This is a genomic window from Priestia endophytica, from assembly GCF_026790145.1.
Classification (GTDB): domain Bacteria; phylum Bacillota; class Bacilli; order Bacillales; family Bacillaceae_H; genus Bacillus_I; species Bacillus_I endophytica_A.
The window spans coordinates 48,009-73,163 of record NZ_JALAMS010000014.1; the positions used below are offsets into that span (position 1 = coordinate 48,009).

Sequence of the window (25,155 nt, forward strand, 5' to 3'; positions counted from 1 at the left end):
AGATGCCAGCTAAAACTGGAAAACAATATATTGAACGCGTTGATAAGGCAAAAGCAAATGTATGGATTAATGGAGAACAAGTAATAGGAAATGTATCTGAGCATCCAGCTTTTAAAGGGGTGATGAAAACACAGGCAGCGCTGTATGATATGCAGCATGATCCGAATAAAAAAGACTATATGACGTACGTTTCACCAACGACAGGAAATCGAATTGGAACTTCATTTATGCAGCCAAAAACAAAAGAAGATTTAGAAATGCGACGTAAAATGATGCAAGAATGGGCGAGATACAATAATGGGATGATGGGACGTTCTCCGGACTACATTAATGTTGGCATGATGGCATATGGAGCAGCAGCTGATATGTTTGGGAAACAAGACGAAATGTATGCGAGAAACATGGAGAATTATCTTGAATATTGCCGCGAAAACGATTTGTCTTTAACGCACACTTTAATTAATCCTCAAGTGAACAGAGGAGTGAACACTGCACAGCTCCCAGATCCATACATTGCAGCGAGAATTAAGGAGAAAACATCTGAAGGAGTTGTAATCAAAGGAGCGCGTTTACTGGCTACCCAAGGTGGAATCACTGATGAAATTATGGTTTTTCCTTCTACATTATTGAAACAATCAGAAGAAGAAAATCCATATGCCTATGCATTCTCCATTCCTAATAATACACCTGGGTTGAAATTCATTTGTCGTGAATCTTTTGATTATGGTAAATCAAATTTTGATCATCCATTAGGTTCACGTTTTGAAGAAATGGATACGATTGTTGTGTTTGATGATGTAGTTGTACCTTGGGATCGCGTATTTTCTTTAGGAGACGTAGAGACGTGTAATGAGGCTTATAATGCTAGCAATGCTGTTGTTCATATGACACACCAAGTTGTATCTAAAAATATCGCTAAAACAGAGTTTATTCTTGGCACTCTTCAACTTATGGCAGAAACAATCAATATTGGACAGTATCAGCATATTCAAGAAAAAATTTCAGAAGTGATTATTGGACTCGAAACAATGAAAGCATATGTAACAGCTTCAGAAGCTAATGCCAAAATGGATCAGTGGGGCACAATGACACCAGAGTTTGCACCTTTAAATGTCGCGCGTCACTATTTCCCAAAATTGTATCCTCGCTTTACTGAAATTATGCAGTTAATGGGAGCGAGCGGTTTAATGGCCATTCCGAATGAAGCAGATTTTCATTCCCCTATTCGCTCAGATCTTGATAAGTATCTTCAATCCGCAAATGGAGACGCTTACAACCGGGTGAAATTGTATCGTCTTGCATGGGATATATGTATAAGCGCATTTGGTTCACGTCAAACACTTTACGAGCGTTTCTTCTTTGGTGATCCCATTCGGATGGCAAGTGCCCTTTATAACGGATATGACAAGCAAGAGTATGTAGATCGTGTAAAAGAATTTCTAAATCGCTCAGAAGAAGTTGTGGAAAGTAAATAAGGGTAAGAGGGGGATGAAGGAGATGAACTTTAATATTATTCGAATTGCAAGAACCGTACTTAACGTGAAAGATTTAAATCGTTCTAAAGATTTCTATGTGAAAGCTCTAGGGATGATTGAAACAGAAACGAAAGATGATTGTGTATATTTGAGAGGGCTTGAAGAACATACTCATCACAGTTTAGTGTTGAAGAAATCTGAAAAGCTAGGGGTACAAGCACTTGGATATAAGGTCGAGAAAGAGGAAGATTTAGAGCGTATTGAAGAACTCTTTAAATCAAAAGGTTTAAAAACAAAATGGGTAGAAAAAGGAAAACAACATGCCCTTGGAAGAGCATTACATGTCCATGATGTTTCAGGAATTCCACTTGAATTCTTTTGTGAAATTGAAAAAGCGGAACGATTAATCCAGCGCTATGATTTGTACAGTGGTGCTCGTATTCAGCGTATTGATCATGTAAACTGCGCCGTTCCTGATGTTGAGAAAGCGTATGATTTTTTCATAAACGAACTTGGCTTTGCTTGTTCAGAATATACAACAACAGAAGAAAATCGTATTTGGGCTGCTTGGTTACATCGTAAGCAAACTGTGCATGATCAGGCATTTATGAATGGAGAAGGTCCAAGACTTCACCATTTTGCGTATTGGCTTCCAGATCCATTAGCCCTCATTCATTGTTGTGATGTTCTTGCTTCATTAGGATATGCTGAAAATATTGAAAGAGGACCCGCTCGTCATGGTTTATCTAATGCATTCTTCCTCTACTTAAGAGACCCAGACGGCTATCGTATTGAACTCTACAATGGAGACTATTTGACAAGCGATAACGACTTTGAACCGGTACGTTGGGACTTAAATGATCCTAGACGCCAAACATTCTGGGGAGCGAAAGCACCAGATAGCTGGTTTAATGAAACATCACCTTTTCTAGATATTGAAACAAATGAAGAAATCTCCACAAAACAACCAAACCTTGCGCAACGAAAACCAGAGTTTGTGATCTAAGAGGGAGGATTTGTAATGGATCATCGTATATTTCGAAATGCAATGGGGAAATTTGCTACAGGCGTTACGGTTATTACAACCGATATAGATGGAGAAGTTCATGGGATGACAGCAAATGCTTTTATGTCTGTTTCCCTTAACCCACCTCTCATTTTGATTTCGATAGATGAAAAAGCAAAAATGCTCTCCAAAATTAAAAAGTCAGGGCGTTTTTCTGTGAACATTCTATCTGAAGAACAGCAGGAAGTGTCCATGTTGTTTGCAGGCCAATCAAGTGATAAAGAGAACGTTTCCTTTGAGAAGAGAAATGGAAATTCGGTTATAAAAGAGGCTTTAGCAAACATTATTTGTACGGTATATGGCAGCCAAGTAGCAGGTGATCATACGTTATTTATCGGAGAAGTTGAGGATGTTATCTTGCGTGATGGAAAACCACTTGCTTTTTATGAAGGAAAGTATAGTAGACTAATGACCCTACAGCTAACTTAAAAAGGAGAGAGAGCAGAATGGAAACCATTCATCTTCGCTACCCAATAGAAAAATTAACGGTTTGTAATCGGGAATCTTGTGTTTTAGCACTTGGTTTCTTTGATGGGATACATGTCGGTCACCGAGCCATTTTAGAGAAGGCCAAACAGATAGCAAAGCAAAAGAGATTGAAATTTGGCGTTATGACCTTTTTCCCCCATCCAAAAGCCATTTTGTTTCCAGAAAAGAAGCCAATGAAATATTTAACGCCGCTAAAAGCAAAAGAAGAAGGTTTTAAAGAATTAGGAGTGGAGAAGTTATTTATTGTCGAGTTTACTCCAGAATTCTCTGCTCTCTCTCCTAAAGAATTTGTAGATCAATATATATGTAATTTTAAATGTAAGCATGTTGTAGCAGGATTTGATTACTGCTATGGAGCGAAAGGAAAAGGGAACATGGAAACAATGGTCGAGCATGGCGAGGGTGAATTTGAGGTGACCGTGATTTCGAAAGTGAAGCATCACTATGAAAAAATTAGTTCAACAGCTATTAGAGGGTTGCTTGCACATGGACGTGTGAGCGATATACGAAGCTACCTTGGGCGCCCTTATCAAGTTCAAGGAACACCTATCTACTATTCTCATGTTGGACAAAATAACATTTTTATGGAGATTCATGTTGATAGAGAGTACAGATTGCCTAAGCCAGGGTTATATAAATTGAAAGTAGAGGTTAATGGTTCATCTTATGAAGGAGTCTGTCATCAAATGTTTATAAACAAAAACGGAGCTTCTTTATTAATTCAAATGAAAAAATATGAGGGTAAAGAGGATTTTCATTCCGTCAACATAACGTGGCTTGATTTTATAAAAGGAGAGCCAAACAAATGGAATGATATGCATGAATATATACAAAGGGATGAGCTTGTTATTTAATCCCAAATAATCTTAAGAAAGGGGCTTAAACGTGGCAACGCAAACTAAATTAAAAAGAGATTTATATATTAATGGAGCCTGGCAAAAAGCAGAGGAGTATACGCTTTTAAAATCTCCTTATTCTGATGAAGTAATTGCTGAAATTCCAGTAGCAAACGAAAAGGAAATTGAGATGGCAATAGAAGCGGCTGATCGTGCAAGAGAGAAAATGGCGGCAATGCCAGCATATGAACGAGCGGATATTCTAGAAAAAGTCGTTCAGTTGCTTAAAGAGCGCCAAGAAGAAGCGGCAACAATTATTGCAAATGAAGCAGCAAAACCGATTACGGCAGCACGGGAGGAAGTAAAGAGAACCATCCATACGTATAAATTTGCAGCTGAAGCAGCAAAACGGATTTACGGGGAAACCCTACCCCTTGACGCGGCTCCAGGAGGACAGAATCGAACTGCCTATACGGTAAAGAAGCCTATCGGCATTATTGGAGCCATTACCCCTTTTAACTTTCCGATGAACTTAGTAGCTCATAAGGTAGGACCCGCAATTGCTACTGGAAATACGGTTGTGCTCAAGCCTGCATCACAGACTCCTCTTTCCTCCTATTTCTTAGCAGATTTGTTTCATGAAGCAGGTCTCCCAGCAGGCGCTCTAAACATTATAACAGGCAGCGGTAAAACAGTTGGTGATCAATTAGTAGAGGATCAGCGGATTGCTGCTCTAACTTTTACAGGAAGTCCTAGCGTTGGACTTGGTATCCGCAATAAAGCAGGCCTAAAGCGCGTGACGCTTGAACTAGGTTCAAATTCGGCCGTTATTATTGATCAAGGGGTCCCCATTAAAAAAGCAGTCTCTCGTTGTGTCAAAGGTGCCTTTTCTTTTCAAGGACAAGTTTGTATTTCGCTTCAACGCATCTACGTTCATGAGCACATTTATGAAGAGTTTGTTGAAGAGTTCGTAAAAGAAACAGAAAAGTTAAAGGTTGGAAATCCCTTAGATGAAGAAACAGATGTGTCAGCTCTCATTTCTAAGAGGGATGTAAACCGTACATTAAGCTGGTTAAAAGAGGCAGAGGAACAAGGGGCAGAAATCAGATTTGGGGGAAAAACTAAAGGAAATTCCTTACTTCCAACGATTGTTTTAAATGCCAAATCATCTTTAAAAGTTTCTTGTGAAGAAGTCTTTGCACCAATTGTTGTGATCAATAAGGTAGCTTCAATGGAAGAAGCAGCAAGAGAAGTCAACCACTCTAAATACGGTTTGCAGGCTGGGATTTATACAGAGAACATTCATACAGCTTTAAAGATGGCTGATAAACTTCATGTTGGGGGCGTTCTTATTAATGATATCCCTACATTTCGTGTGGACCATATGCCTTACGGAGGAGTGAAAGAAAGCGGTACGGGAAGAGAAGGAATAAAATATGCAATGGAAGAAATGCTGGAATTAAAGCTCATTATTTTTAATCAAGACTAGTTGATGAAAATGGAAAGTAGATTAAGGGAGGAAGTTAAGATGGAATTAAAAAAAGAAGCAGCTGAACCCCCTGTTTCGCTTAATTATAAAAGAATAGTAGTTTCATCTCCTTTTCAAAAATTAATAAAATCTAAAAAGAGATTTACGTTGTTCACTACCATCTTTTTCTTAGTATTCTCGTTACTACTTCCAGTATTAGCTTTTTACTCTGATATTCTAACAAAACCGCTCATTGATCCTTTCTCATGGGGCTGGGCTTTTGCCTTTGCCCAGTTTTTCATGACATGGGGAGTTTGTCATTTATATATGAAGAAAGCAGCCGAATTCGACCAAATCGCAAAAGATGTGCTAGAAACAGAAGAAAAGGAGATGGGGCGAGATGGACAGTAAAGTTATCGCACTTTTTCTCTTAGTTGTTTTCATCACGCTCTTAATTACCTTTTACACAGCTCGAAAGACGAAAGATGCTCGTGCTTTTTATACAGCTGGAGGGGGATTAAAAGGGTGGCAAAATGGTTTTGCTATTGCAGGAGATTTTATGTCTGCTTCTTCTTTTCTAGGTCTAATTGGAGCCATTGCCCTTTTTGGTTATGACGGCCTTTTTCTGATGTATGGGGCTCTTGTTTCTTATCTTGTTGTATTGTTGCTTGTTGCAGAACCGCTGCGCAATTTAGGAAAGTATACACTAGCTGACATGATTGCAGAGCGCTTTCGCTCTAAAAAAATAAGAGCAGTCACCGCTTTTAATGCACTGACTATCTCTATCTTCTATATGTTAGCTCAGCTAGTAGCGGCTGGATCGTTGTTTAAACTTTTATTAGATATCAACTATGAACTTTCTGTCATTATCGTCGGGATTGTTATGCTTACCTTTGTTCTCTTCGGAGGTATGACCGCTACAAGTTGGGTGCAAATTATCAAAGCTTTTCTTCTTTTGGGCGGGACGATTTTTATCTTTATTCTTGTCATGAGTAAGTTTGACTTTAATTTTATTCGTGTATTCCAAGAAATGAAAACGGCCACACCACTTAAAGAAGCCTATTTAAATCCTGGGGCAAAGTATACAAATGGGCTTGATGCTATTTCACTAACGCTTGGGTTAGTTCTTGGAACAGCTGGTTTGCCTCATGTATTAAGCAGATTTCTGACTGTTCCAGATGCAAAAGTAGCTAGAAAGTCTGTTGTCTATTCTATTTGGATTATAGGTCTTTTTTATATTATGGTTATCTTCTTAGGATTTGCCGCTGCTAGATTTGTAGGAGTTGATACAATTATGGCAGCAAACTCAGCTGGAAATATGGCAGCTCCTTTATTAGCAGAAATGCTTGGAGGAGAAACGTTATTTGCTATCATCTCGGCTGTTGCATTTGCGACGATATTAGCAGTAGTAGCAGGCATTGTTATTACGGGAGCCACCGCTTTTTCACATGATTTTTATAATGAAATTTTAAAAAATGGAAAGGCAACACAAGGTCAACAAATGAAGATGGCTCGTATTGCTTCTGTTGTCATTACCGTTCTTTCTATTATCCTAGCTTTATTTGTCCAAAATATGAATGTGGCTTTTTTAGCTTCGCTTGCTTTAACAGTAGGAGCTAGCTCTAATTTGCCTGTTATTTTATTTACAGTGTATTGGAAGCGTTTCAATATAACTGGTGCACTCACCGGAATTCTGGTTGGATTAATAGGAACACTTCTTTTCGTGTCATTAAGCCCAAGTATATGGAGTCCAATAAAAGGAGCTGCTCTATTTGTTGGAGAACCTTTATTTCCCTTAACCTCTCCAGGAATTGTATCTATTCCACTTGGGTTCTTAGGAGCTTATCTAGGTACCGTACTTTCTACAAGACGGGAAACAGGGAATTTTGATGAAATTTTAGTGAAATCAAATACAGGAAACGATGTAAAAGGCGTAAATGATCATTAGAAACAAGCTATAAGATACTTTATATGAGGAGTGACAAGATGAGTAATGTACAGATGAAAAGGCATGGAATTTCGTATACGGAAGAAACAGCAATAGATCCAAGCTATACAGGAACTAGCGCTATATTTCATAAAACAAAAGGGTTAGTTTTTAATGCTCCCATAAGTGGCACAATTTATGGAACATTACTAAATTATAAAGGTGCCCTAAGCTCATTAGGGGACGCTATACATGATGCTCCTTATAAAGAACCTCCAAAAGCTCCGATAATGTATATTAAACCGGCGAATACAGTGATTGGACATTGCATGCCTATTCCATGCCCCGTAGACATAGATGAACTAGAAATGGGCGCATCACTTGGAATTGTCATAGGAAAACAAGCAACAAATGTCTCAATGAACGAAGCTTTAAATTATGTAGAAGGATTTACAATTGTAAACGATGTGAGTGTTCCTCATGAAAGTGTATACAGACCAGCAATAAAGCAGAAAGCTCGCGACGGTTTTTGTCCTGTTGGTCCTTGGATTGTGGAGAAGTGTGAAGTGAAAAACCCGGATAATTTAGGAATAAGAGTATATATTAATGGCGAATTAAAACAAGAAAATACAACAAGTAATCTCATTCGTCCAATTCAACAGTTAATAGCGGATGTAACCGAATTTATGACATTAGCTAAAGGTGATGTCCTTCTTGTAGGGATTCCTGAAAACGCCCCAATAGCTAAAAAAGGGGACCATGTTCGAATTGAAATTGATCAAGTAGGTTTTTTAGAAAATCAAATTGTTGCTGAGGATAAAGTGAAGTTAGGAGGGAAAGTATGAAGAGAGCTCGTATAGCTTATAGTGGCGGGGTACATGATGCTGTTGAAGAAAATGGTTTACTACGTCTAAATGATGGACGGCTCTTGTCAGAAGACGAGGTTATTTGGTTGCCACCTGTTCAACCTCGAACCGTTTTTGCTTTAGGTCTCAATTATGCGGACCATGCCAAGGAACTTGCGTTTAATGCTCCAGAAGAACCGCTTGTCTTTTTAAAAGGTCCTAACACATTTGTAGGACATAAAGCGGAAACACATCGTCCGGACGATGTTGACTATATGCATTATGAATGTGAACTTGCAGTCATAATAGGTCAAAAAACTAGAAATGTAAAGCGCGACGATGCTTATGATTACGTGGCAGGGTACACCATTGCTAACGATTATGCGATTCGCGATTATCTTGAAAACTATTATCGTCCGAACTTACGGGTGAAAAATCGTGATACATGTACGCCTATCGGACCATGGCTGACTGATAAGGAAGATATCAAAGATCCAATGAATCTACAAATACGTACTTATATCAACGATCAACTTACCCAAGAAGGAACAACGAAAGATATGATTTTTGACATTCCGGCATTGATTGAATACTTAAGCAGCTTTATGACTTTAGATAAGGGAGATATGATCTTAACAGGTACCCCGGAAGGCCTTAAAGGAGTTAAAGCAGGGGATAAAGTATTGACAGAGATTGAGGGACTTGGAAGATTAGAAAATGTGATTGTTGGTGATTCTAAATTTAATAGAAAAAGTAAAATGAATGTTAAAGAAAGTACTGTAAATCATAACTGATAGTGGTTTATTTAGAGGAGGGAAAAGATGCCTCATTTTATTGTGGAGTACACAGATAATATAAAGGAAGAAATAGATATTCTAACATTACTTGAGAAAGTGAATAGCACGCTCATAGCGCAAAACGGTACCTTTCCTGTAGGAGGAATTCGTTCAAGAGCAGTGGAACTTAAACATTATCGTATAGCTGATGGAAAAGAAGATGATGCATTTGTACATGCTACTTTAAAGATTGGAGCCGGGCGTTCTCCAATGGAGAAAGATAAAGTATGTAATGAACTTTTTGAAGTGATGAAGAAGCATTTCTCTTGTTTGTTTGAAAAAAGATACTTAGCTCTTTCAATGGAATTAATAGAATTCAGTGAAGGGGGAACATACAAACAAAATAATATACATGAACGCTTTAAATAATCGTAATTTAAAGCCTAGGCAAAAAAGCCGTATCAGTCAAAGTGGTACGGCTTTTTTGCGTTTATAAATTATAGAAAAACTTATTGAGCATTAGCTTTGGTAATAAACCTCTCAACTCTCTCTCTTACTTGGGGAACAGAAAGGCCTATAATGACTTGAATAGCGGTTCCTTTTCGGACAACGCCATGGGCACCACTGGCGCGAAAATCAGCGTCTGTTTGTACTTTTGTTTCATCAATAACGCTAACACGCAAGCGGGTTGCACAATTTGACACATCTGAAATATTATCCGCTCCACCTAGAGCCTCGAGTACAAGTAGAGCTTGATTAGAATAAGCATCTGTAGGGGCTGCATTCTTATTTGAACCATGTTGTTTTTGGGCTTTATAATCTTTCTTCGTATAGAGTTTGGCATCGGTTCCATTTTCTTTTTCACGACCTGGTGTTGCCACATTCAGCTTTACAATTAAGTAACGGAAAATAAAGAAGTAAATGGCGGTAAAGGAAAGACCAATCATCCATTGTTTTACATAGGTCATCCAATGATTATGAAAGAGTGGTATCCAATTTTGAGTTGCCATTTCGATCATTCCCCCACCCATGTTTCCCACAATACCAAAGGCATACATAGTCGCTGCCATTATCCCCGCTAAAAGAGCATGTACAATAAATAGAAGTGGAGAAATGAAGAGGAAAGTAAATTCAATAGGTTCTGTTATACCAGCAACAACAGCCGTTAAGGTAGCTGGTATTAGTAATCCAGCGACTACCTTCTTTTTCTCTCGTTTTGCAGTTGCATAGATAGCCAATGCAATTCCCAAAACACCAAATATTTTTGAATTCCCATGAAGAGCGAATCCTCCTTGAGGGAAGAGTTCTTTCAATGATAACGCACTAGAAGCATATTGATTTAGATGTTCAATCCAATACGTGTTAATCCCACCGTTTACTATAGCTGGTCCATAAATAAATGGAGTATACACAAAGTGATGTAAGCCAGTTGGAATTAAAGCTCGTTCCAAGAATGTGTACAAACCTACTCCAAAAACGCCTGAAGAAACGAGAATACCTTGTAAGGATGCGATGCCTCCCTGAATAATAGGCCAAATAAACGTAACAATAAATGCAAGTGGAAGCATGACAAAAAATGAGATAAAAAAAACATAAGTAGAACCTTGAAAAATTCCTAGAAAATCGGGTAGTTTTTTATCAAAATAACGATTATGAATATAAACAACGATACAACTGACTAAAATGGATCCTATAATACTTGTATCTAATGTTTTAATACCGGCTATTTCCGTTAGTCCGCTTACACCGCCAATATCGGCATTCATATCCACACGGAATTTGTTTCCCCAAAGAGTTAGGATAGCGCTTACAAAATAATTAAATGTTAAATATACAACAAGTGATTCCATGCAGGCTCTGGCTTGAGCTGTTTTTGCTAAGGCAATTGGAATCCCGATGGCGAATAAAATTGGCATTTGTCTAAATACTGTCCATCCACCTTCTTGAATGATATAACTAAATTTATACAAAAGACCATCAGGATCTGCAAGATTACCCATTATCTGAGGGTTTTGAAGTAAAATAGTTAGCCCCACTACTATACCTGCAAACGAAAAAAGCATAACGGGTACATACATTGCTCCGCCGAAGCGTTGAACCGCTTTCATCATAAAATAAAACCTCCTCATTCATATAACGAAAATAATTCCTTGATACTTAAAAATCATAGGAAATAGGCAAGGTCTTGCTTTCTCAATGATATTTTGATCACATATGATTTCCTCCTCCATAGCAGGGAACGTTTTCCTTATTTTCACACAGATATTTTCCTTTCAGCAATAATTCGAAAGCAAACTGGTCACAATCACTATTATTGTGATTTTTCACAGAGGGTGAGAAACTTCTCTTGTGCATAAATAAATGGGGAGAAGGAATAGGGGGGAAGACGTTAGGGAAGACTCTTCTTCTATTAATCATTTCAAATGACTTATGTACTCAGTTAATCTTGTAATTCATTCAACTATGAATGGTCTTTTGATGTCTTTCGAATTTTAGAATTCACTGAGTGAATCTATCGTTGGTGGGAAAATTCTTAGGGGATGGGAAAAAGAACAAAAACTGTGATTACGACCATAATGCTTATGATTTATTGTTGCTGTTTTTTAGATATGCTATAAAGATAATGTAAGCGGAAACAATGTTAAACAGAAGCCATATGAAGAAAATTTCAATGGTTATTACAAGAGGTGAAAGCCTTATAAAACAAATATCGTATTTCTGTTTCTTAGAACAAATCATGAAGAAATGCATGGAATTTCAGAGTATATTTTAAAATCTATGTTAATGAATAGGATTAAATAGAAAGATATAAAATCATGAAGACTTCTCGTTCTCTTGGTTTTGCGCCCTCTCCTTTACGTATTAAAGAATGTGATAGAATATAAAAAACTGGGGAGGGCATAAAAATAATGAAGTTAGAAGAGTTAATTAACAAATATTATAATCAATTACATGAAAATGATTTTCATATCTTAAAGTACGTTCTAAATCATAAAAGTTCATGCTATGAGTTAGGAATCAACAGTTTAGCAGACAAATGCAATGTTTCTCGTTCATCCATTCTCCGCTTAGCCCAAAAACTAGGTTTTAGTGGTTATAGTGAATTTCGCGTTTTTTTAAAATGGGAAGATCAAGAAGGACCGAGTGAGCAAGTAAGCAGTGTGGAGGTATTGAGCACAGACATACAAGAAACTCTAAAATATACGAAAACCAAAAATTTTCATGAGATATGTGAGCTAATAGAGCAATCTGAGCGAATATTTGTTTATGGAACAGGGGATTTACAGTTGAATTGCGCATACGAACTGCAAAGGATGTTTCGTGCTATGCAGCGCTATTTACACGTTATACGAGTTCATTCAGAGTTTGAAATGATCATCCGAGATGTAACGGTTCGAGACGTTATTATTATTATCTCCTTATCGGGTGATACACCGATAATGGTTCCTACAGTGCGATCGATCGTTTCAAAAGGAATTCCCTTCATTTCTATAACAAATTTAAGAAATAATGTGTTAGCCAGAATGACTCCTTACAACTTATATGCTAATTGCTCAGAAACTAAGTTAAGTGATGGCACTACAGTTCCGACCTTTTCTACCTTTTTTATTGTTGGGGAAACATTGTTTCGAAAGTATGTTGAGTACCGACAACATATTGAAGTGTCTCACAATGAAGAATCCTAATAAGTTATAACAAAAAGAAAAAATCTATTAAAATATACAAATTCCTATTCTGTTTGATAAGGAGTACGGCTATCTAATTTGCAATCTATTTTCTATATAGTAATTAGCATTATTTAAGTACTATACATATATTTTTTGAAACGAATGAATCGTCTTTCACCATATGTATCAAAGAACTATTCTAAAACATAGGAGCTGACATAAATGTTTAAAAATTTATTTCAAAAGAAAGTAAAAACTCAAATAGAAGAAATATATTCTCCTCTTGCTGGAGAGGTTATTTCATTAGCGGAAGTGCCTGATCCTGTTTTTTCAAATAAAATGATGGGAGATGGTATAGCAATCATCCCAAAAGAAGGGAAGCTTGTGTCCCCAGTAGAAGGTAAGATCGTTCAAGTTTTCCCAACTAAACATGCGATAGGAATTAAGTCTGTAAAAGGCGTAGAAATTCTAATTCATGTAGGATTAGAGACAGTTGATCTTAAAGGCGAAGGATTTGAAACATTTGTAGAAGAAGGACAATCTGTAAAAGTAGGCGATGTGTTATCAACCTTTGATATCCCTTTTTTAGAAAGTAAAAATAAAGAGATTGTTACTCCGATTATTATTACAAATACCTCGGAAAAATTAGATAATATGGAGCAAATTTCTACTTCAGAGGTATCAAGACGAGATTTAATTTTAAAGTGTAATTTAAAATAACTTATTCTAAATAGTCAAATGGCTAAAAACCGAATACGTTTTGTTTTAATAGATAGGTTGTAAATCTTTTAAAAAAGGGGGAGAAACTCCTCCTTTTTAATTGCTACAAGAGGAGAACCTTTTCATTTAACGTGCGCTTTAACCGAATACCTAAAGTCAATCGGAGGTATAAAATAAATGAAAATACTAACTTTAAACTGTCATTCCTGGCAGGAGGAAAATCAAATAGAGAAAATAAAGTATTTAGCACAAATCATTCAGGAAAAATCATATGATGTTATTTCTCTACAAGAGGTAAGTCAATCTATTGATAAGCCATATATATACGACAATATTAGAAAAAACAATTTTGCACTCGTATTGTTACAGGAACTTAAAACGTTAGGTAATACTGAATACTCGTTTGTTTGGGATCTTGCTCATATGGCTTATGAAATATACGAAGAAGGAGTGGCTATCCTAACAAAGCACCCCATGATAGAGAAACATTCGTTTTTTGTTTCTAAAGGAACAGACGTGATTAATCATTGGAAAACGCGAAAAATTGTCGGTACTACAATTACATACAATAACAAACCTATTTCCTTTTACTCATGTCATATGGGATGGTGGCATGATGAAGAGGAACCATTTAAAACTCAAGCAGATCACCTTCTTCAATATGTAAATAAGGATGAAACATTTTTTCTGATGGGGGATTTTAACAACAATGCTTTTCTTAAAGGCGAAGGCTATGAATACTTGCTAACTCACGGTCTTTATGACACATACCATCTTGCGGAGGAAAAAGACGAGGGAATTACAGTGAAAGGGAAGATTATGGGGTGGAGTGACAACAAGGAAGACTTAAGAATTGATTTAATTCTAACAAATAAACCTGTTCAGGTAGAGTATTCAAATGTAATCTTTAATAATAAGAACAAATCAGTTGTATCTGACCACTTTGGTGTGGAAACTAAAATGATTAAATTATAGAAATAAAAACCTTTTTTAAATGGTATATTGTTATTTTAAGTAATAGATCATAATACCTTTTTTTCTAATACAATGTTCTAAAAGTTAAAGATTCTAAAATAAAAACGATTAAAAAGAACATATCTAAATAACGAGAACCCTTATAAATTTAAGAAAAGATTTATATTTTAAATTTCAATTCATTAGCGGGCTTTTTCGCAACGGTATGTATTGGTCACAATCCTTTTTTGCATTTGTTTTTAATGAAAATTGCTCTATAAATCTTTAAGATGTTTATATAACAAAAGTGTCCTGTGGAAAAGCTTAAATAATTTTTAAGCTTTTTTTGATTTGTTACCACATTATTGATGAAGAGGTGATCATTAATAATGTGGTTCAAGGTGAAAATTTATGCTCGTATTCTATAAAAATAAACCGATATCATTCCTCAATATAGTAAGATTATGATAGAAAAGTGAAAAAGGAGTTTTATTGATCAACTAACGAGACAAATTAGTTTAATTCAGTCTTTTTTTCATTTATGTTACACTTAACCTTCAAAAGGTGGTTTTAATTATGCAACAATTACAATTTGAAGCGTCTTGGGATAAAGCATTAGCTGGTCAGGACCGACAAAACATCGAAAGACTCTTTAATGAAACAAAACATCTAAACAACTCCGATATTCTTTGCTCTCCGATACGAGAAGCCATTAACCATAAGGAAGCTCTACTAGTGACTGTATTGGTCCATAATCGTACGGACCGTCTTTTAACTTTTATGAACGAAAGGTTACTTTACAGTATAGAGGGAGAAGTTATCGCAGACATGGTGTTCACTATACCTGCGCTTACTATTCCATCTCAAGTGAGTATGCCTTGGACCTTTATATTTCCAAAGGATAGTTATACACCGCAGATTGCTTTTGAAAATGGGCAATTAGAAATACTTTAAAGCTGCTTTGGAAATCTATCTTTTTATACGGGCTTTTTTCTCAAAAAGATAGAGGGGTATCAAGAGGGTGCTATAACCTAACATAAATAAAAAGGATGCTGATTAACAGTATCCTTTTTATTTATGGAGATTCCACACCGCTAGTTTACGCGCAAATACGATCTCCATCCAAAATCGTGAGCTTGTCCATAGTATTTTCGGTTGCATAAAGAAGTGTGGAAACAGGCAACGTTATAACGCGGAATACTGCTAGAGGAAAATGAGTAAGATGAAGTGAATTTGAAATCATAATATTATCCATATCTAAAGTATATGAATGGGGAATAAAACCATACCGCTAGTTAAAGAAAATACATACGTGGTGGACCTTTTGAGGTAGTGATTACTTATGTAAAAATGATAGTAAGGGGGAAAAGGAAGTGTTTAATGATTTTAAGCTTACGGATAATCGTCCGGTTTATATTCAATTAAAAGATTACTTTAAAAAAATGATTATGAAAGGACACCTATTGGAGGACCAGAAGCTTCCATCTACCCGAGAACTTAGTAAATTATTATCGGTCAGCAGAAATACTGTTCTTACTGCTTACGCAGACCTAGAACAAGAAGGCCTAATCTATGCAATAAAGGGAAAAGGAAATTTTGTAGGGAAAGTCGATGTATCCAAAACACCATCTATCAAACTAAACTGGAAAGAAAAGCTCAATACCGCTACCTTGCTAGCGGATGAATTAGATTTAATGAAACATGGTGTTCGCTGGGAAAAAGGTATGATTTCATTCAATAGCATCGCGCCAGACGAAAAGCTTTTTGATGTTGAAAACTTTAAAAGGGCTTTTCTCACTCGGATGTCAATAGAAGGAGATATTGTTTTGAACTATGGATATGCAAAAGGTTATAAACCCCTAATAAATTACCTTCTACACTATATGGAAATGAAAGGGATAGATACTTTAAATAAGGATATTCTTATCACAAATGGCTTCACTGAGGGGCTGGATATCCTATTGTCTTCCCTAACTAAAAAAACAGGACGTATTATATGTGAAAATCCTACTCATCATACCGCATTAAAGCTTTTTCGATTGCATGGACTTGAGGTCCACGGGATAGACATGAAGGATGATGGTATTGATATTGATCAAGTTGAGAAAAGCTTATCTCAAGCGGATTTTGATTTTGCATATTTAATTCCGTCCTATCATAATCCGACCGGGATTGTGACCTCCTCTGAAAAAAGAACCGAAATCATGAAACTCTTTTCAAAATATCATATTCCTATTATAGAAGATGGTTTTAATGAGGAGTTACGTTACTCAGGTTCCCATCTAGCACCTTTATTGACTTTCGCCGGATCTGGAAACAACGTTATTTACATCAGCAGCTTTTCAAAAATTCTTTTTCCAGGCTTACGTGTTGGTTGGATTTTAGCAGATAAAGAATTAATTCACTGGATGGAAAGTATGAAAAGAGCAAGGACTATTCACACCTCCACACTAGATCAAGCAATGCTTTTTCAATATTTGCATGATGGCTATTTTGAAAAATATTTAAAAAAGGCCAAATCTGTTTATAAGAGAAAATACGAAATAGCTCTCCGTGCTTGTAATCAATACATCCCATTAAAAAGAATAACTGGGGATGGGGGACTTCACCTTTTTATAGAGTTAGAAAAAGAAATTAATGCGCGGACCCTTTTGAAAAAATGCTATGAAAAGGGAGTAGTTTTTTCTCCTGGAGATGTTTTTTACACGGATGGAAGAGGAAGTAATACGTTTCGATTGGGATTTTCTAGGTTAAACGAAGAAGATATTATCCAGGGAATTAGGATAATTGGTGATACATTGAAAAATGAAAATAGGGAGTTGGAAAAATGAGAGTTGGCGTTATTATGGGAGGAGTGTCCTCCGAAAAGCAAGTGTCCCTCATGACAGGGGAAGAAATGATTGCACATTTGGATAAGAGTAAATACGAAGTTGCACCTATTAAATTAAATGACAAAAAAGATCTTATTAAAAATATAAAAGACCTTGATATTGCCCTATTAGCCCTTCATGGAAAATATGGGGAGGACGGCATGGTTCAAGGTACTCTAGAAATCCTTGACGTCCCATACACCGGAAGTGGGATGCTATCAAGCGGGATTTGTATGGATAAACATATGGCAAAAAAAATGATTCGTTATGAGAACATTCAAACACCAGATTGGATTCATCTTTCAAAGATGGAAAACATTCCGTTTGATCAAATAGATAAAATGGGGTATCCATTAGTCGTAAAACCAAATTTAGGCGGTTCCAGTATAGGAGTAAAAATCGTAAACGATCCGAATTCTTTACTCTCCTCTCTTGAAGAGGTATTCAAATGGGATTCTGAAGTAGTCATTGAAAAATATATAAAGGGCGAAGAAATTACATGTTCTATTTTGGATGGAAAGCTTTTACCTATCATTTCAATTCAACATACGGCTGAGTTTTTTGATTATCATACGAAATACCATGATAGTGCTACGATTGAGGAGGTTATAGAACTTTCACCTACAAGCCATGACCGCGTCGCTGAAGCTGCAATGTCTTGCTATAAAGCGTTGAAATGTAGTGTTTATGCTAGAGTTGATATGATTATAAAAGATGGAATTCCGTATGTTATGGAAGTGAATACATTGCCCGGAATGACCAAAAATAGTTTACTTCCTAAAAGTGCTCATGCGGCAGGAATTCCCTATAACAAGCTGTTGGATATCATTATTGACACCTCCTTGCAAGTTAGGAGAAGCGAAGGTTTCTAATAGCATATTACATGCATCATGTTTCCGTAGAAGATTAAAAGTACTAATAAACTAAAATTATAGAAGATGATGGTGCTGTCATTCCAAAAGTTGTCCTAAATTTGTGTATTTCTATGAATGTGACGGCACCTAAGGGGGATCATTTATGATCAATTGGTTTCAATTAGATAAAGAATATTTAATGTCTACGTATCTCCGTATGCCAATTGCTATAGAAAAGGGAAAAGGTTGTAAGCTTTATGATGTCAACAGTAAAGAATATCTTGATTTATTCTCTGGTGTAGGAGTGAATATATTAGGCTACAATCATCCTAATATTATAAGAGCCACCTTTGAACAAGTTGAAAAGTGTTTACATCTTCCTTTTCATTTTTCAAATCCGGTTGCTATTGAATATGCTAAAAAATTAGTTGATTATTCTTTAAAGGATGGGAAAGTCTATTACACAAACTCTGGCGCGGAAGCTACCGAGGCAACCTTAAAACTAATCCACAAGTATAGATATCTAACAAATCAAAAACAGGATGGAGTGGTTGTACTCAAAGAAAGTTTTCATGGACGTACATTAGGTGCTCTTCACTTTACAAGACAAGAAAATGTATATCAGAATTTTCCGCATACATCGATTCCTGTATATGAAGTAGAACGAGAGAATTTAAAGGAACTAGAAAGAACGATACTCAAGGAAAAGCCGCTTGCTCTTATGCTCGAGCCGGTATTAGGAAGTGGTGGGATATATCCTTTGTCAGAGGCGTATTTAAAAGGGGTCGAAGCGCTTTGTAGACAGTATAACATGTTATTTATCGTTGACGAGGTGCAAAGTGGTATAGGGAGAACTGGAAAATTGTTTGCTTATCAACATTTTGATATTACTCCTGATATTATTCAATTTGGTAAAGCAGCGGGTGGCGGTACACCATTAGGAGGGATAATAGTAGGATCACGACTTTATGATATATTCTCACCAGGTGACCATGGAACAACATTCGCACATTCTCCACTTGGTACGGCTTTAGGATTAGCGGTATTAAAAACATTAATTGATGATGGTTTAATGCAAAAATCTTATGAAATGTCCTTATATTTGAATGAAAAACTTCAAAAAATCCAGGATGAACATCCTTCTTTTATTAGGGAAGTACGCTATTGTGGTATGATGTTTGGGATTAGTATTAACGACACTCATAAAAACGCAACAAAATTGCAACTAGAATTACTGAATAAGGGGATGTTAGTGGACATTACAAATGGAAATACGATTCGTTTACTCCCTCCATATATCATTACAAAAGCAGAAATCGATGAATTTATCAATCAGTTTATTTCCTGTATCCCAAAATCAGTAGCCTTGACAAGCGGATTGTGATATATGCTTAATTTTTTAAATTGAAAAGAGTGGTTTCAATGTGAACCCATTTAAAGAGAATACTATGTATGTAAAAAAACGGCATATAACCTTAATCTGAAATAAATTCCGCTTTCGATTAAGTCTTAGGCTAAGGAACGTAGTGTATTATAATCTATTTTTTGATAATACAGTGTTCTAAAAGTTAACTATTCTAAAAAATATAGTTAAATAAAAATAATAAGTAAAAATCAAAAACCAACCTCATTTTTACTAATCGGTAAATGAAGGGATTGGTTTTTTGTTTTTCAAGGGATCTGAAGGCAATGACTAGTTTATAGATACTGATAAGGTCAAAATTCTTAGTAATAATTAAAGAAGTATTTGTATGTCACCAATGCTGGTGCTCAATTTAAGTTTGACCCTTATATCTCCATGCTATCATAGAACGGAAATTGCTCTTTTAGATGTGGAATAAGCGGGATCTTCTTTTGTGCACACAAACCTTGGCAATTTATACGATATTATGAAAGAATAGTTTAATAACTGATGATTATATTTACAAAGGAGAAAGATATGAAGAAATTTGTAATTCTTTTACTAGGTATCACAAGCTTAACAATAACTGTATTTCTATATTTTAATACACAAGAACATAGTAGTGGATATGTACAGTGGGGAGGAAATAACCCTATAGATCCAACATATGTAGAGCGCCTTCAGGGGAATGGTATTCCTTAAAAATGAAAAGTAATAAGTTATATATTTCAGATTTTAGGTTTATAATGCTTTGCAATCCATAAAAGCTCCATAACGAGCGGATAAAGGGGGAAGAGGCACTCTTTTTCATCTTTTTCTAACACCAAAATCATTTGCGGCTCTAAGTCAATTTGTTCCTATGAATGCAAACATCAGATAACTTCTTTTAGAGAAGCGGGATTTCTTAATACTTAAATTTGCTCATTCTCATATAGATACAAAGCAAATTTAATATTCTGAGACAAATGAGATTTGCAATTTAATCATTTTTAAGCTAATCCTAGAATTTTAATGAACCAGCGGAGTATAAATGTTCCGGAAGCTTATCAAGCAACAAAGTTCGAATGAGATGTAAAAATGATTGAAACGCGCTTAATTCATTCATAGTCACTATAACATCTGTTTTTCTGTACATTTAATGGCAACCAAACATGAAGATTTAAGAGTCAATATGAATTAAGATTTGTTAAAAGCGGCGTGAAAGTTTAAAATAAATGACGATGTTAGCATGAAGATTCAGAGCTTTCACTTGAAAATTCAAAAGAAAAACTTCTCTGAGAAACGTGAGCATAGGGGATGAAGAAATAAAGCCTCTTCGCTTTCTTCATTTTTCTAGTTTACATAATATATATTATAGGAAGTTGAGTGAAAGAGCGATTTCTTGTATCATATACTAAGTTAACTTGACGTTTTGAGACAAGAAAAAATAAAATGCTTATGAATTTCATATCATTCATTGTGAGTTTACGCACAGAATCAATCATAAATAAGAATTCTTTATATTTTCGATGAATCATCTAGATTATATTAAGCTCAACGATTATATTAAGCTCAACATTGCATACGGTGTTATCGTTTCTAAACAAGAATTCTTTTCGAAGGCATATGATTTCTTTATAATAAATGATAACTCTTACATAAAGGATGATTTTAGATGATTGATGCGCACCTGCACCTTGCTGAATATTCCAATATTCTAGAACGAATTAAACGCTGGCAAGATTATGGAATTACAGGCGTTGTAGCTGTTTCAACAGATTTAGCTTCGAGTTATCGTACATTAGAATTAAAAAGCCGCTATCCGAACTTCATTATTGCAGCCGCTGGTTTTCATCCAGAGCATCCACTTCCATCTTCTCGTGATCTTCATGAGTGGCATGATTTAATTAATCATGAAACGTCTCATTTCTCAGCTATAGGTGAAGTTGGGATGCCACAATACCGTGAAGATGCCTTTCATCCGTACGTTAAAGAACAATACGAAGCGCTATTTTTAGAGATGGTCCAAACGGCTAAAACATATCACCTCCCTCTTCTTTTGCATGCTGTTCATACGGGCGCTCCGCTTGTTTACTATCATCTTCAAGCACATAAGATTAAGAAAGCGCATTTTCACTGGTTTAAAGGCGATGAACAGACAACACAACACATTATAAATGCAGGCTATTATGTCTCGGTAACGCCTGAAGTGTGCTATCGGAAACGAGATCAAGAGTTAGTGAAGCGTCTGCCGCTTTCGCAGCTTCTTCTTGAGACAGACGGTCCATGGCCTTTTGAAGAACGTTTTGCTGACTGTGAGACGTCTCCTTTGCTGCTTCCGCATGTCGAAAAAACGGTGTCTTCTTTAAAATCCCTTGATCCTCTCGTGTTGAGAAATAGAATAAAACACAATATTAAGAATCTTTTTTCAATGAAAATGTAAATTCTTCTTTAAGAAGTGAATAAAGCTCAAGATCTACTCGGCGTCCTTTCAGTTCTTCATAGGAACGAAGTACGCCTTCTTTTTGAAATCCAAGGCTCTCTAGTAAGTAACGTGACCGATGATTATGAGGATCAATTTTCGCTTCAATACGACGCAAGCCATATTGATGAAATCCTGTATGAAGCAGAACAAGAAGCGCTTCTTTCATATAGCCATGGCCCCAGTGGTCTCTCCTTAATTCATAGCCAATTTCGGCTCGGTGATGATCATGATTCCATTCATGAAACCCACACGTACCAATAATGTCTTTACTCTCTTCTGTAACAAGCGTAAAATGATGGCCTTTTCCTCGCTGTGTTAACACGATAAAAAACGAAATCATCTCTTCTGCTTGCTGGAGTGATGTTAAGGGCTCAATGTCCATGTATTTCGTTGTTTCTTCATCAGACCACACGTTAAAAAGAGACGAAGCATCCCCGAGCAACATCGGTCGTAAACGAAGTCTTTTGGTCACAAGCATACGTTTTTTCCTCCCATTTCTCTCTTTCCTCCTATTTTTATTATTGTAATATATGATAATATGGGGGAAATGCCAAAATATACGGGGTTTTATAAAATAATTATTTTCCTCATATAATAAATAAAATGTAATAAAAGATTAACTTGTCGATGAAATATTTGTCATTTACAATAATAGTGAAGGAGGTGTTGGGTCAGTGATTCTTTCTTTCCTGTTCGATCATTCCCTATGGCTCTATGGAATTCTCGCGGGAATCGCTTTTATTGGAATTGTCTTTTTGGCAACGCTGTGGTTTCTAACTTCAAATGTTGTACAACGCCCGTTTCGTCCATTTCGAAACGAACTAGCAGGAATACAAGAAAAAGAACACCGCTCTCATCACAAGTCCTAAATTCATTGGTGAATAAGAAAGCCACACAGCCTGTTCTGTGTGGCTTTCTTATATTATAGCTCTTCTTCCCTTGGGAAAAAAGTTTGAAATACCGAGTTTTTCGGAATGTGAAAATGTTCCTTTCCCGTCATATTGTGTAAAATAGTCGCATTTCGATATGGAGATAAGCTTAAATTCGTTGCTCCAGAGCCGTGCGAGTATTCTAAGTTTGTAAGCGTGTAAAGATGTCCCTTGCTTTCTTCTCTTACAATTCGGTAATGATTATCTACTTTAAATACGTGTTCATCTTCCCATACAATTTTGTTTTCAAACCGTTCTAACCAGTCAGGAATCCGTGGTTTATAGCCTGTAGCCAAAATAACTTTATCGGAGTGAATTTGAAAAGTTTCGTCTTTCTCTGTATGATGAAGCGTAAGCGTGTAGCCTTCTTCTTTTTCTTCGATATCTTCAAGAGACGTTGTTTGCATAATCGTTGTAGTAAGGGGTTCTCCATCAATTGATTGATGATAAAGCTCTTTATAAATGGACTCTAGCAAAGATCCTTTCACCCCATGTCGTAGCTTTGATAAGTCATCTAATGTTCCTTTTCGCTTGTTGACAGGAAGTGTTCGGAAATAGCGGATATAGTCTGGTGAAAATAGCTGCTGAGCCATTTTAGCAGATTCCATTTGAAAAAAAACGCCAGAACGTGTATACCAATTTAAAGTGAACGATTCGTCTCGCTTCCGCTGTAGAAGGTCGTAATAAATTTCAGCCACGCTTTGACCAGAGCCGATAATTGTGACGGTCTCTCCTTCTTTAATCTCATCTTTTTGATACAGATAGCTACTTGTGTGAAATACATCATGTGAAGGTAAAGAATGCGCAAATTCCGGAACATTTGGTTCATGACCTCTCCCAAGTACAACGTGGCGTGTTTCGTATGTTTCTTCTTCCCCATTTTCATGGTTTTGCACTTTCACCATGTATCCATCACTCGTTTCTAATACGTCTGTGACTTCATGACGCAAACGAAGCGTTGGGAGCTGACTTCCGGCCCACTTCAAATATGAACTAAACTCTTTTCGTGGCACTTCAAAGTCTTCAAAAAAGAAAAAGGCATGAAGACGATCGTGTTCATAAAGGTAGTTTAAGTATGTATAAGGACTTTTTGGGTTTAATAGTGTGACTAAATCAGCTAAAAAAGCGTCTTGTAGCGTTGTACCATCAAGTAACATCCCTGGATGTCACTCAAGGGAATCTTCCCGCTCAAATACAAGGACCTCTAAACTCTCTATTTCTTCAGCAAGAACGCCAAGACCTAATCCATAGGGTCCTCCACCGAAAATCACTGCATCTATTTTTTTATTCTATCTCTCCTTTTTCATTCCGTATAAAGGATTATTCCCCGCCTCCCGAAAAGGAAAACCTAGCATGCATAAAAACGAGGTGCTCAGGACATATCAACAATAAAGGAAGAAAAAGGAGCGAGTTTATGTGGGATAAATGGATTTCTGCTTATATTACCCTTGCGTTAATCTCAGCAAGCGTTGTAGTCTTTTTCATGAACATATTTTTTCCAAATTTATTAAGTGCAAACCTCATAATGGGGCTGATTGCTGTTCTTTGTCTCGCGGTGTTTTTAGCCATTTTGCAAGCGGTTTTTATTATCATTAAGCTTATAAGGTGGGACAAATCATAAAAAAACGAGGAGACAGATGCTGTCCCCTCGTTTTTTTGAATCTATTCTTTCAAGCTGAAGCCTTGTTCGTTTAGCATTTCTTTAATATGTGGATAGTAAACGCGTGTATAAAGAGAAGAAATGGTTTCTGACCATGTACGTGTTTCTTTTCCATTTGTACGATTTGTCATATAAGCTGAGATTTGTTCATCGTATTGTTGAACGAATCCTTTAAGATCATTGTTATATTTTTCAGCATGACGCACTGCTTCTTGCGGGAAGCGCGGTTTTTTCGCTGAGCGGTCTGCGGGATGACCAACAACAAGACCACATACAGGAAATACGTATTTTGGAATATCAAACAGCTCAATCATCTCATCCGTACGGCCGCGAACGGCACCGATTGGCACTGTACCAAGCCCCATGGACTCAGCCGCTGCTGTTGCCGTTCCAACAGCAATGCCTACATCTGTCGCGCCAACAAGCACCGCTTCTGCTCCGTCTGTTACTTCTAGCTCTGTGCCTGTTAGCTCTGTTGCGATTTTTGCACGGTTAAAATCTGCGCAAAATAAAAGGAATACAGGAGCTTGCTCAATCCACATTTGACCTCCTGTAAGCTCTGCTACTTTTTTCTTTGTTTCAGGATTTTGCACTGTAATCACTGTAACTTGTTGCCCATTAATAGAAGATGGCGCAGCTTGTACAGCATCAATGATCGCTGTGAGTTGCTCTTCTGACACCGGTTCATTCGTATACTGACGAATAGAACGATGATTGTTTAAGGTTTCAAGTACTGAATTCATAATGATCAT

General features: G+C 36.5%; 26 protein-coding genes. 21 read left to right on the forward strand and 5 right to left on the reverse strand.

Going from position 1 to position 25,155, the window contains the following annotated elements:
* The first annotated feature begins 2 nt into the window (after nt 1–2).
* Genes hpaB through MOC86_RS11125 form a run of 10 tightly spaced genes read left to right on the forward strand, consistent with a single transcriptional unit; the run spans nt 3 to nt 9,311 of the window.
* Nucleotides 3–1,475, forward strand: coding sequence for a 4-hydroxyphenylacetate 3-monooxygenase, oxygenase component (hpaB, locus tag MOC86_RS11080; RefSeq protein ID WP_268584229.1), 1,473 nt, complete (start codon nt 3–5; stop codon nt 1,473–1,475).
* A 22-nt stretch (nt 1,476–1,497) separates the two neighbouring features.
* Nucleotides 1,498–2,481, forward strand: coding sequence for a 3,4-dihydroxyphenylacetate 2,3-dioxygenase (gene hpaD, locus MOC86_RS11085; protein WP_019394253.1), 984 nt, complete (start codon nt 1,498–1,500; stop codon nt 2,479–2,481).
* A gap of 15 nt (nt 2,482–2,496) precedes the next feature.
* The gene (locus tag MOC86_RS11090; RefSeq protein WP_268584232.1) at nt 2,497–2,970 is read left to right on the forward strand and encodes a flavin reductase family protein; all 474 of its coding nucleotides are present in this window, start codon (nt 2,497–2,499) and stop codon (nt 2,968–2,970) included.
* Between the two features lie 17 nt (nt 2,971–2,987).
* Nucleotides 2,988–3,884: a cytidyltransferase gene (locus tag MOC86_RS11095; protein WP_268584233.1), complete on the forward strand. Its 897-nt coding sequence runs from the start codon at nt 2,988–2,990 to the stop codon at nt 3,882–3,884.
* Nucleotides 3,885–3,915: 31 nt separating this feature from the next.
* Nucleotides 3,916–5,355 (forward strand): aldehyde dehydrogenase family protein, encoded by a 1,440-nt coding sequence (locus tag MOC86_RS11100; RefSeq protein WP_268584234.1) that lies wholly within the window; start codon nt 3,916–3,918, stop codon nt 5,353–5,355.
* A gap of 39 nt (nt 5,356–5,394) precedes the next feature.
* Nucleotides 5,395–5,745 carry a DUF485 domain-containing protein gene (locus tag MOC86_RS11105; RefSeq protein WP_268584235.1) on the forward strand — a complete coding sequence of 117 codons (351 nt, stop codon included), beginning with the start codon at nt 5,395–5,397 and terminating at the stop codon, nt 5,743–5,745.
* Entirely contained in the window at nt 5,735–7,282 is a 1,548-nt protein-coding gene (locus MOC86_RS11110; protein ID WP_268584236.1) for a cation acetate symporter, read from the forward strand. The genes MOC86_RS11105 and MOC86_RS11110 overlap by 11 nt, the downstream gene beginning before the upstream one ends.
* A 38-nt stretch (nt 7,283–7,320) precedes the next feature.
* On the forward strand, nt 7,321–8,106 hold the full coding sequence (locus tag MOC86_RS11115) for a fumarylacetoacetate hydrolase family protein (RefSeq protein ID WP_268584238.1): 786 nt from the start codon (nt 7,321–7,323) through the stop codon (nt 8,104–8,106).
* Nucleotides 8,103–8,900 (forward strand): fumarylacetoacetate hydrolase family protein, encoded by a 798-nt coding sequence (locus tag MOC86_RS11120; protein WP_268584239.1) that lies wholly within the window; start codon nt 8,103–8,105, stop codon nt 8,898–8,900. The genes MOC86_RS11115 and MOC86_RS11120 overlap by 4 nt, the downstream gene beginning before the upstream one ends.
* 27 nt (nt 8,901–8,927) lie before the next feature.
* The gene (locus MOC86_RS11125) at nt 8,928–9,311 is read left to right on the forward strand and encodes a 5-carboxymethyl-2-hydroxymuconate Delta-isomerase (RefSeq protein ID WP_268584240.1); all 384 of its coding nucleotides are present in this window, start codon (nt 8,928–8,930) and stop codon (nt 9,309–9,311) included.
* A gap of 80 nt (nt 9,312–9,391) precedes the next feature.
* On the opposite strand, the gene MOC86_RS11130 is transcribed toward MOC86_RS11125, so the two are convergent.
* Nucleotides 9,392–10,993: an alpha-glucoside-specific PTS transporter subunit IIBC gene (locus MOC86_RS11130; RefSeq protein ID WP_268584241.1), complete on the reverse strand. Its 1,602-nt coding sequence runs from the start codon at nt 10,991–10,993 to the stop codon at nt 9,392–9,394.
* 798 nt (nt 10,994–11,791) lie between these two features.
* Between MOC86_RS11130 and MOC86_RS11135 the strand changes: the two genes are divergently transcribed.
* The 4 genes from MOC86_RS11135 to MOC86_RS11150 all read left to right on the forward strand — a co-directional run bounded on the left by MOC86_RS11135 (nt 11,792) and on the right by MOC86_RS11150 (nt 15,178).
* The gene (locus MOC86_RS11135; protein ID WP_268584242.1) at nt 11,792–12,568 is read left to right on the forward strand and encodes a MurR/RpiR family transcriptional regulator; all 777 of its coding nucleotides are present in this window, start codon (nt 11,792–11,794) and stop codon (nt 12,566–12,568) included.
* A 204-nt stretch (nt 12,569–12,772) separates the two neighbouring features.
* Complete coding sequence (locus tag MOC86_RS11140; protein ID WP_268584243.1) at nt 12,773–13,270, forward strand: PTS sugar transporter subunit IIA; 498 nt, start codon at nt 12,773–12,775, stop codon at nt 13,268–13,270.
* Between the two features lie 177 nt (nt 13,271–13,447).
* Entirely contained in the window at nt 13,448–14,245 is a 798-nt protein-coding gene (locus MOC86_RS11145; protein ID WP_268584244.1) for an endonuclease/exonuclease/phosphatase family protein, read from the forward strand.
* Between the two features lie 555 nt (nt 14,246–14,800).
* Nucleotides 14,801–15,178: an SLAP domain-containing protein gene (locus MOC86_RS11150; RefSeq protein ID WP_268584245.1), complete on the forward strand. Its 378-nt coding sequence runs from the start codon at nt 14,801–14,803 to the stop codon at nt 15,176–15,178.
* A 145-nt stretch (nt 15,179–15,323) separates the two neighbouring features.
* Here the strand turns inward: MOC86_RS11150 and MOC86_RS11155 are convergent, their stop codons facing one another.
* Nucleotides 15,324–15,467: a hypothetical protein gene (locus MOC86_RS11155; protein ID WP_268584246.1), complete on the reverse strand. Its 144-nt coding sequence runs from the start codon at nt 15,465–15,467 to the stop codon at nt 15,324–15,326.
* Nucleotides 15,468–15,597: 130 nt separating this feature from the next.
* On the opposite strand from MOC86_RS11155, the gene MOC86_RS11160 reads away from it, so the two are divergent.
* The 5 genes from MOC86_RS11160 to MOC86_RS11180 all read left to right on the forward strand — a co-directional run bounded on the left by MOC86_RS11160 (nt 15,598) and on the right by MOC86_RS11180 (nt 21,772).
* Nucleotides 15,598–17,055 (forward strand): PLP-dependent aminotransferase family protein, encoded by a 1,458-nt coding sequence (locus MOC86_RS11160; RefSeq protein ID WP_268584248.1) that lies wholly within the window; start codon nt 15,598–15,600, stop codon nt 17,053–17,055.
* On the forward strand, nt 17,052–17,966 hold the full coding sequence (locus MOC86_RS11165; RefSeq protein WP_268584249.1) for a D-alanine--D-alanine ligase: 915 nt from the start codon (nt 17,052–17,054) through the stop codon (nt 17,964–17,966). The genes MOC86_RS11160 and MOC86_RS11165 overlap by 4 nt, the downstream gene beginning before the upstream one ends.
* A 145-nt stretch (nt 17,967–18,111) precedes the next feature.
* Nucleotides 18,112–19,332 (forward strand): aspartate aminotransferase family protein, encoded by a 1,221-nt coding sequence (locus MOC86_RS11170; RefSeq protein WP_268584250.1) that lies wholly within the window; start codon nt 18,112–18,114, stop codon nt 19,330–19,332.
* Between the two features lie 555 nt (nt 19,333–19,887).
* On the forward strand, nt 19,888–20,052 hold the full coding sequence (locus MOC86_RS11175) for a hypothetical protein (RefSeq protein ID WP_268584251.1): 165 nt from the start codon (nt 19,888–19,890) through the stop codon (nt 20,050–20,052).
* 952 nt (nt 20,053–21,004) lie between these two features.
* The gene (locus tag MOC86_RS11180) at nt 21,005–21,772 is read left to right on the forward strand and encodes a TatD family hydrolase (protein WP_268584253.1); all 768 of its coding nucleotides are present in this window, start codon (nt 21,005–21,007) and stop codon (nt 21,770–21,772) included.
* Here MOC86_RS11180 and MOC86_RS11185 read toward each other — a convergent pair.
* A complete protein-coding gene (locus tag MOC86_RS11185) occupies nt 21,744–22,292 on the reverse strand; it encodes a GNAT family N-acetyltransferase (RefSeq protein ID WP_268584254.1) in 549 nt (182 codons plus the stop codon). The genes MOC86_RS11180 and MOC86_RS11185 overlap by 29 nt on opposite strands.
* A gap of 196 nt (nt 22,293–22,488) precedes the next feature.
* Here MOC86_RS11185 and MOC86_RS11190 point away from each other — a divergent pair, with 196 nt between their 5' ends.
* Nucleotides 22,489–22,683 carry a hypothetical protein gene (locus MOC86_RS11190; protein ID WP_268584255.1) on the forward strand — a complete coding sequence of 65 codons (195 nt, stop codon included), beginning with the start codon at nt 22,489–22,491 and terminating at the stop codon, nt 22,681–22,683.
* 53 nt (nt 22,684–22,736) lie between these two features.
* Here the strand turns inward: MOC86_RS11190 and MOC86_RS11195 are convergent, their stop codons facing one another.
* Nucleotides 22,737–23,900, reverse strand: a complete 1,164-nt coding sequence (locus MOC86_RS11195; RefSeq protein ID WP_268584256.1) for a lysine N(6)-hydroxylase/L-ornithine N(5)-oxygenase family protein — start codon at nt 23,898–23,900, stop codon at nt 22,737–22,739.
* 257 nt (nt 23,901–24,157) lie between these two features.
* Between MOC86_RS11195 and MOC86_RS11200 the strand changes: the two genes are divergently transcribed.
* Nucleotides 24,158–24,364 carry a hypothetical protein gene (locus MOC86_RS11200; protein ID WP_268584258.1) on the forward strand — a complete coding sequence of 69 codons (207 nt, stop codon included), beginning with the start codon at nt 24,158–24,160 and terminating at the stop codon, nt 24,362–24,364.
* Between the two features lie 41 nt (nt 24,365–24,405).
* On the opposite strand, the gene MOC86_RS11205 is transcribed toward MOC86_RS11200, so the two are convergent.
* A complete protein-coding gene (locus MOC86_RS11205) occupies nt 24,406–25,146 on the reverse strand; it encodes an NADPH-dependent oxidoreductase (protein ID WP_268584259.1) in 741 nt (246 codons plus the stop codon).
* Between the last annotated feature and the right edge of the window lie 9 nt (nt 25,147–25,155).

What these genes read in the sequence shown, in the direction of transcription:
- MOC86_RS11105 (WP_268584235.1), top strand. Translation starts at nt 5,395, where the DNA reads ATGGAATTAAAAAAAGAAGCAGCTGAACCCCCTGTTTCGCTTAATTAT.
- MOC86_RS11120 (WP_268584239.1), top strand. Translation starts at nt 8,103, where the DNA reads ATGAAGAGAGCTCGTATAGCTTATAGTGGCGGGGTACATGATGCTGTT.
- MOC86_RS11155 (WP_268584246.1), bottom strand. Translation starts at nt 15,467, where the DNA reads ATGATTTCAAATTCACTTCATCTTACTCATTTTCCTCTAGCAGTATTC.
- MOC86_RS11150 (WP_268584245.1), top strand. Translation starts at nt 14,801, where the DNA reads ATGCAACAATTACAATTTGAAGCGTCTTGGGATAAAGCATTAGCTGGT.
- MOC86_RS11195 (WP_268584256.1), bottom strand. Translation starts at nt 23,900, where the DNA reads ATGTTACTTGATGGTACAACGCTACAAGACGCTTTTTTAGCTGATTTA.
- MOC86_RS11090 (WP_268584232.1), top strand. Translation starts at nt 2,497, where the DNA reads ATGGATCATCGTATATTTCGAAATGCAATGGGGAAATTTGCTACAGGC.
- MOC86_RS11140 (WP_268584243.1), top strand. Translation starts at nt 12,773, where the DNA reads ATGTTTAAAAATTTATTTCAAAAGAAAGTAAAAACTCAAATAGAAGAA.
- MOC86_RS11135 (WP_268584242.1), top strand. Translation starts at nt 11,792, where the DNA reads ATGAAGTTAGAAGAGTTAATTAACAAATATTATAATCAATTACATGAA.
- MOC86_RS11130 (WP_268584241.1), bottom strand. Translation starts at nt 10,993, where the DNA reads ATGATGAAAGCGGTTCAACGCTTCGGCGGAGCAATGTATGTACCCGTT.
- MOC86_RS11200 (WP_268584258.1), top strand. Translation starts at nt 24,158, where the DNA reads ATGTGGGATAAATGGATTTCTGCTTATATTACCCTTGCGTTAATCTCA.
- MOC86_RS11145 (WP_268584244.1), top strand. Translation starts at nt 13,448, where the DNA reads ATGAAAATACTAACTTTAAACTGTCATTCCTGGCAGGAGGAAAATCAA.
- MOC86_RS11170 (WP_268584250.1), top strand. Translation starts at nt 18,112, where the DNA reads ATGATCAATTGGTTTCAATTAGATAAAGAATATTTAATGTCTACGTAT.
- MOC86_RS11110 (WP_268584236.1), top strand. Translation starts at nt 5,735, where the DNA reads ATGGACAGTAAAGTTATCGCACTTTTTCTCTTAGTTGTTTTCATCACG.
- MOC86_RS11095 (WP_268584233.1), top strand. Translation starts at nt 2,988, where the DNA reads ATGGAAACCATTCATCTTCGCTACCCAATAGAAAAATTAACGGTTTGT.
- hpaD (WP_019394253.1), top strand. Translation starts at nt 1,498, where the DNA reads ATGAACTTTAATATTATTCGAATTGCAAGAACCGTACTTAACGTGAAA.
- MOC86_RS11185 (WP_268584254.1), bottom strand. Translation starts at nt 22,292, where the DNA reads ATGCTTGTGACCAAAAGACTTCGTTTACGACCGATGTTGCTCGGGGAT.
- MOC86_RS11115 (WP_268584238.1), top strand. Translation starts at nt 7,321, where the DNA reads ATGAGTAATGTACAGATGAAAAGGCATGGAATTTCGTATACGGAAGAA.
- MOC86_RS11125 (WP_268584240.1), top strand. Translation starts at nt 8,928, where the DNA reads ATGCCTCATTTTATTGTGGAGTACACAGATAATATAAAGGAAGAAATA.
- hpaB (WP_268584229.1), top strand. Translation starts at nt 3, where the DNA reads ATGCCAGCTAAAACTGGAAAACAATATATTGAACGCGTTGATAAGGCA.
- MOC86_RS11165 (WP_268584249.1), top strand. Translation starts at nt 17,052, where the DNA reads ATGAGAGTTGGCGTTATTATGGGAGGAGTGTCCTCCGAAAAGCAAGTG.
- MOC86_RS11180 (WP_268584253.1), top strand. Translation starts at nt 21,005, where the DNA reads ATGATTGATGCGCACCTGCACCTTGCTGAATATTCCAATATTCTAGAA.
- MOC86_RS11205 (WP_268584259.1), bottom strand. Translation starts at nt 25,146, where the DNA reads ATGAATTCAGTACTTGAAACCTTAAACAATCATCGTTCTATTCGTCAG.
- MOC86_RS11175 (WP_268584251.1), top strand. Translation starts at nt 19,888, where the DNA reads ATGAAGAAATTTGTAATTCTTTTACTAGGTATCACAAGCTTAACAATA.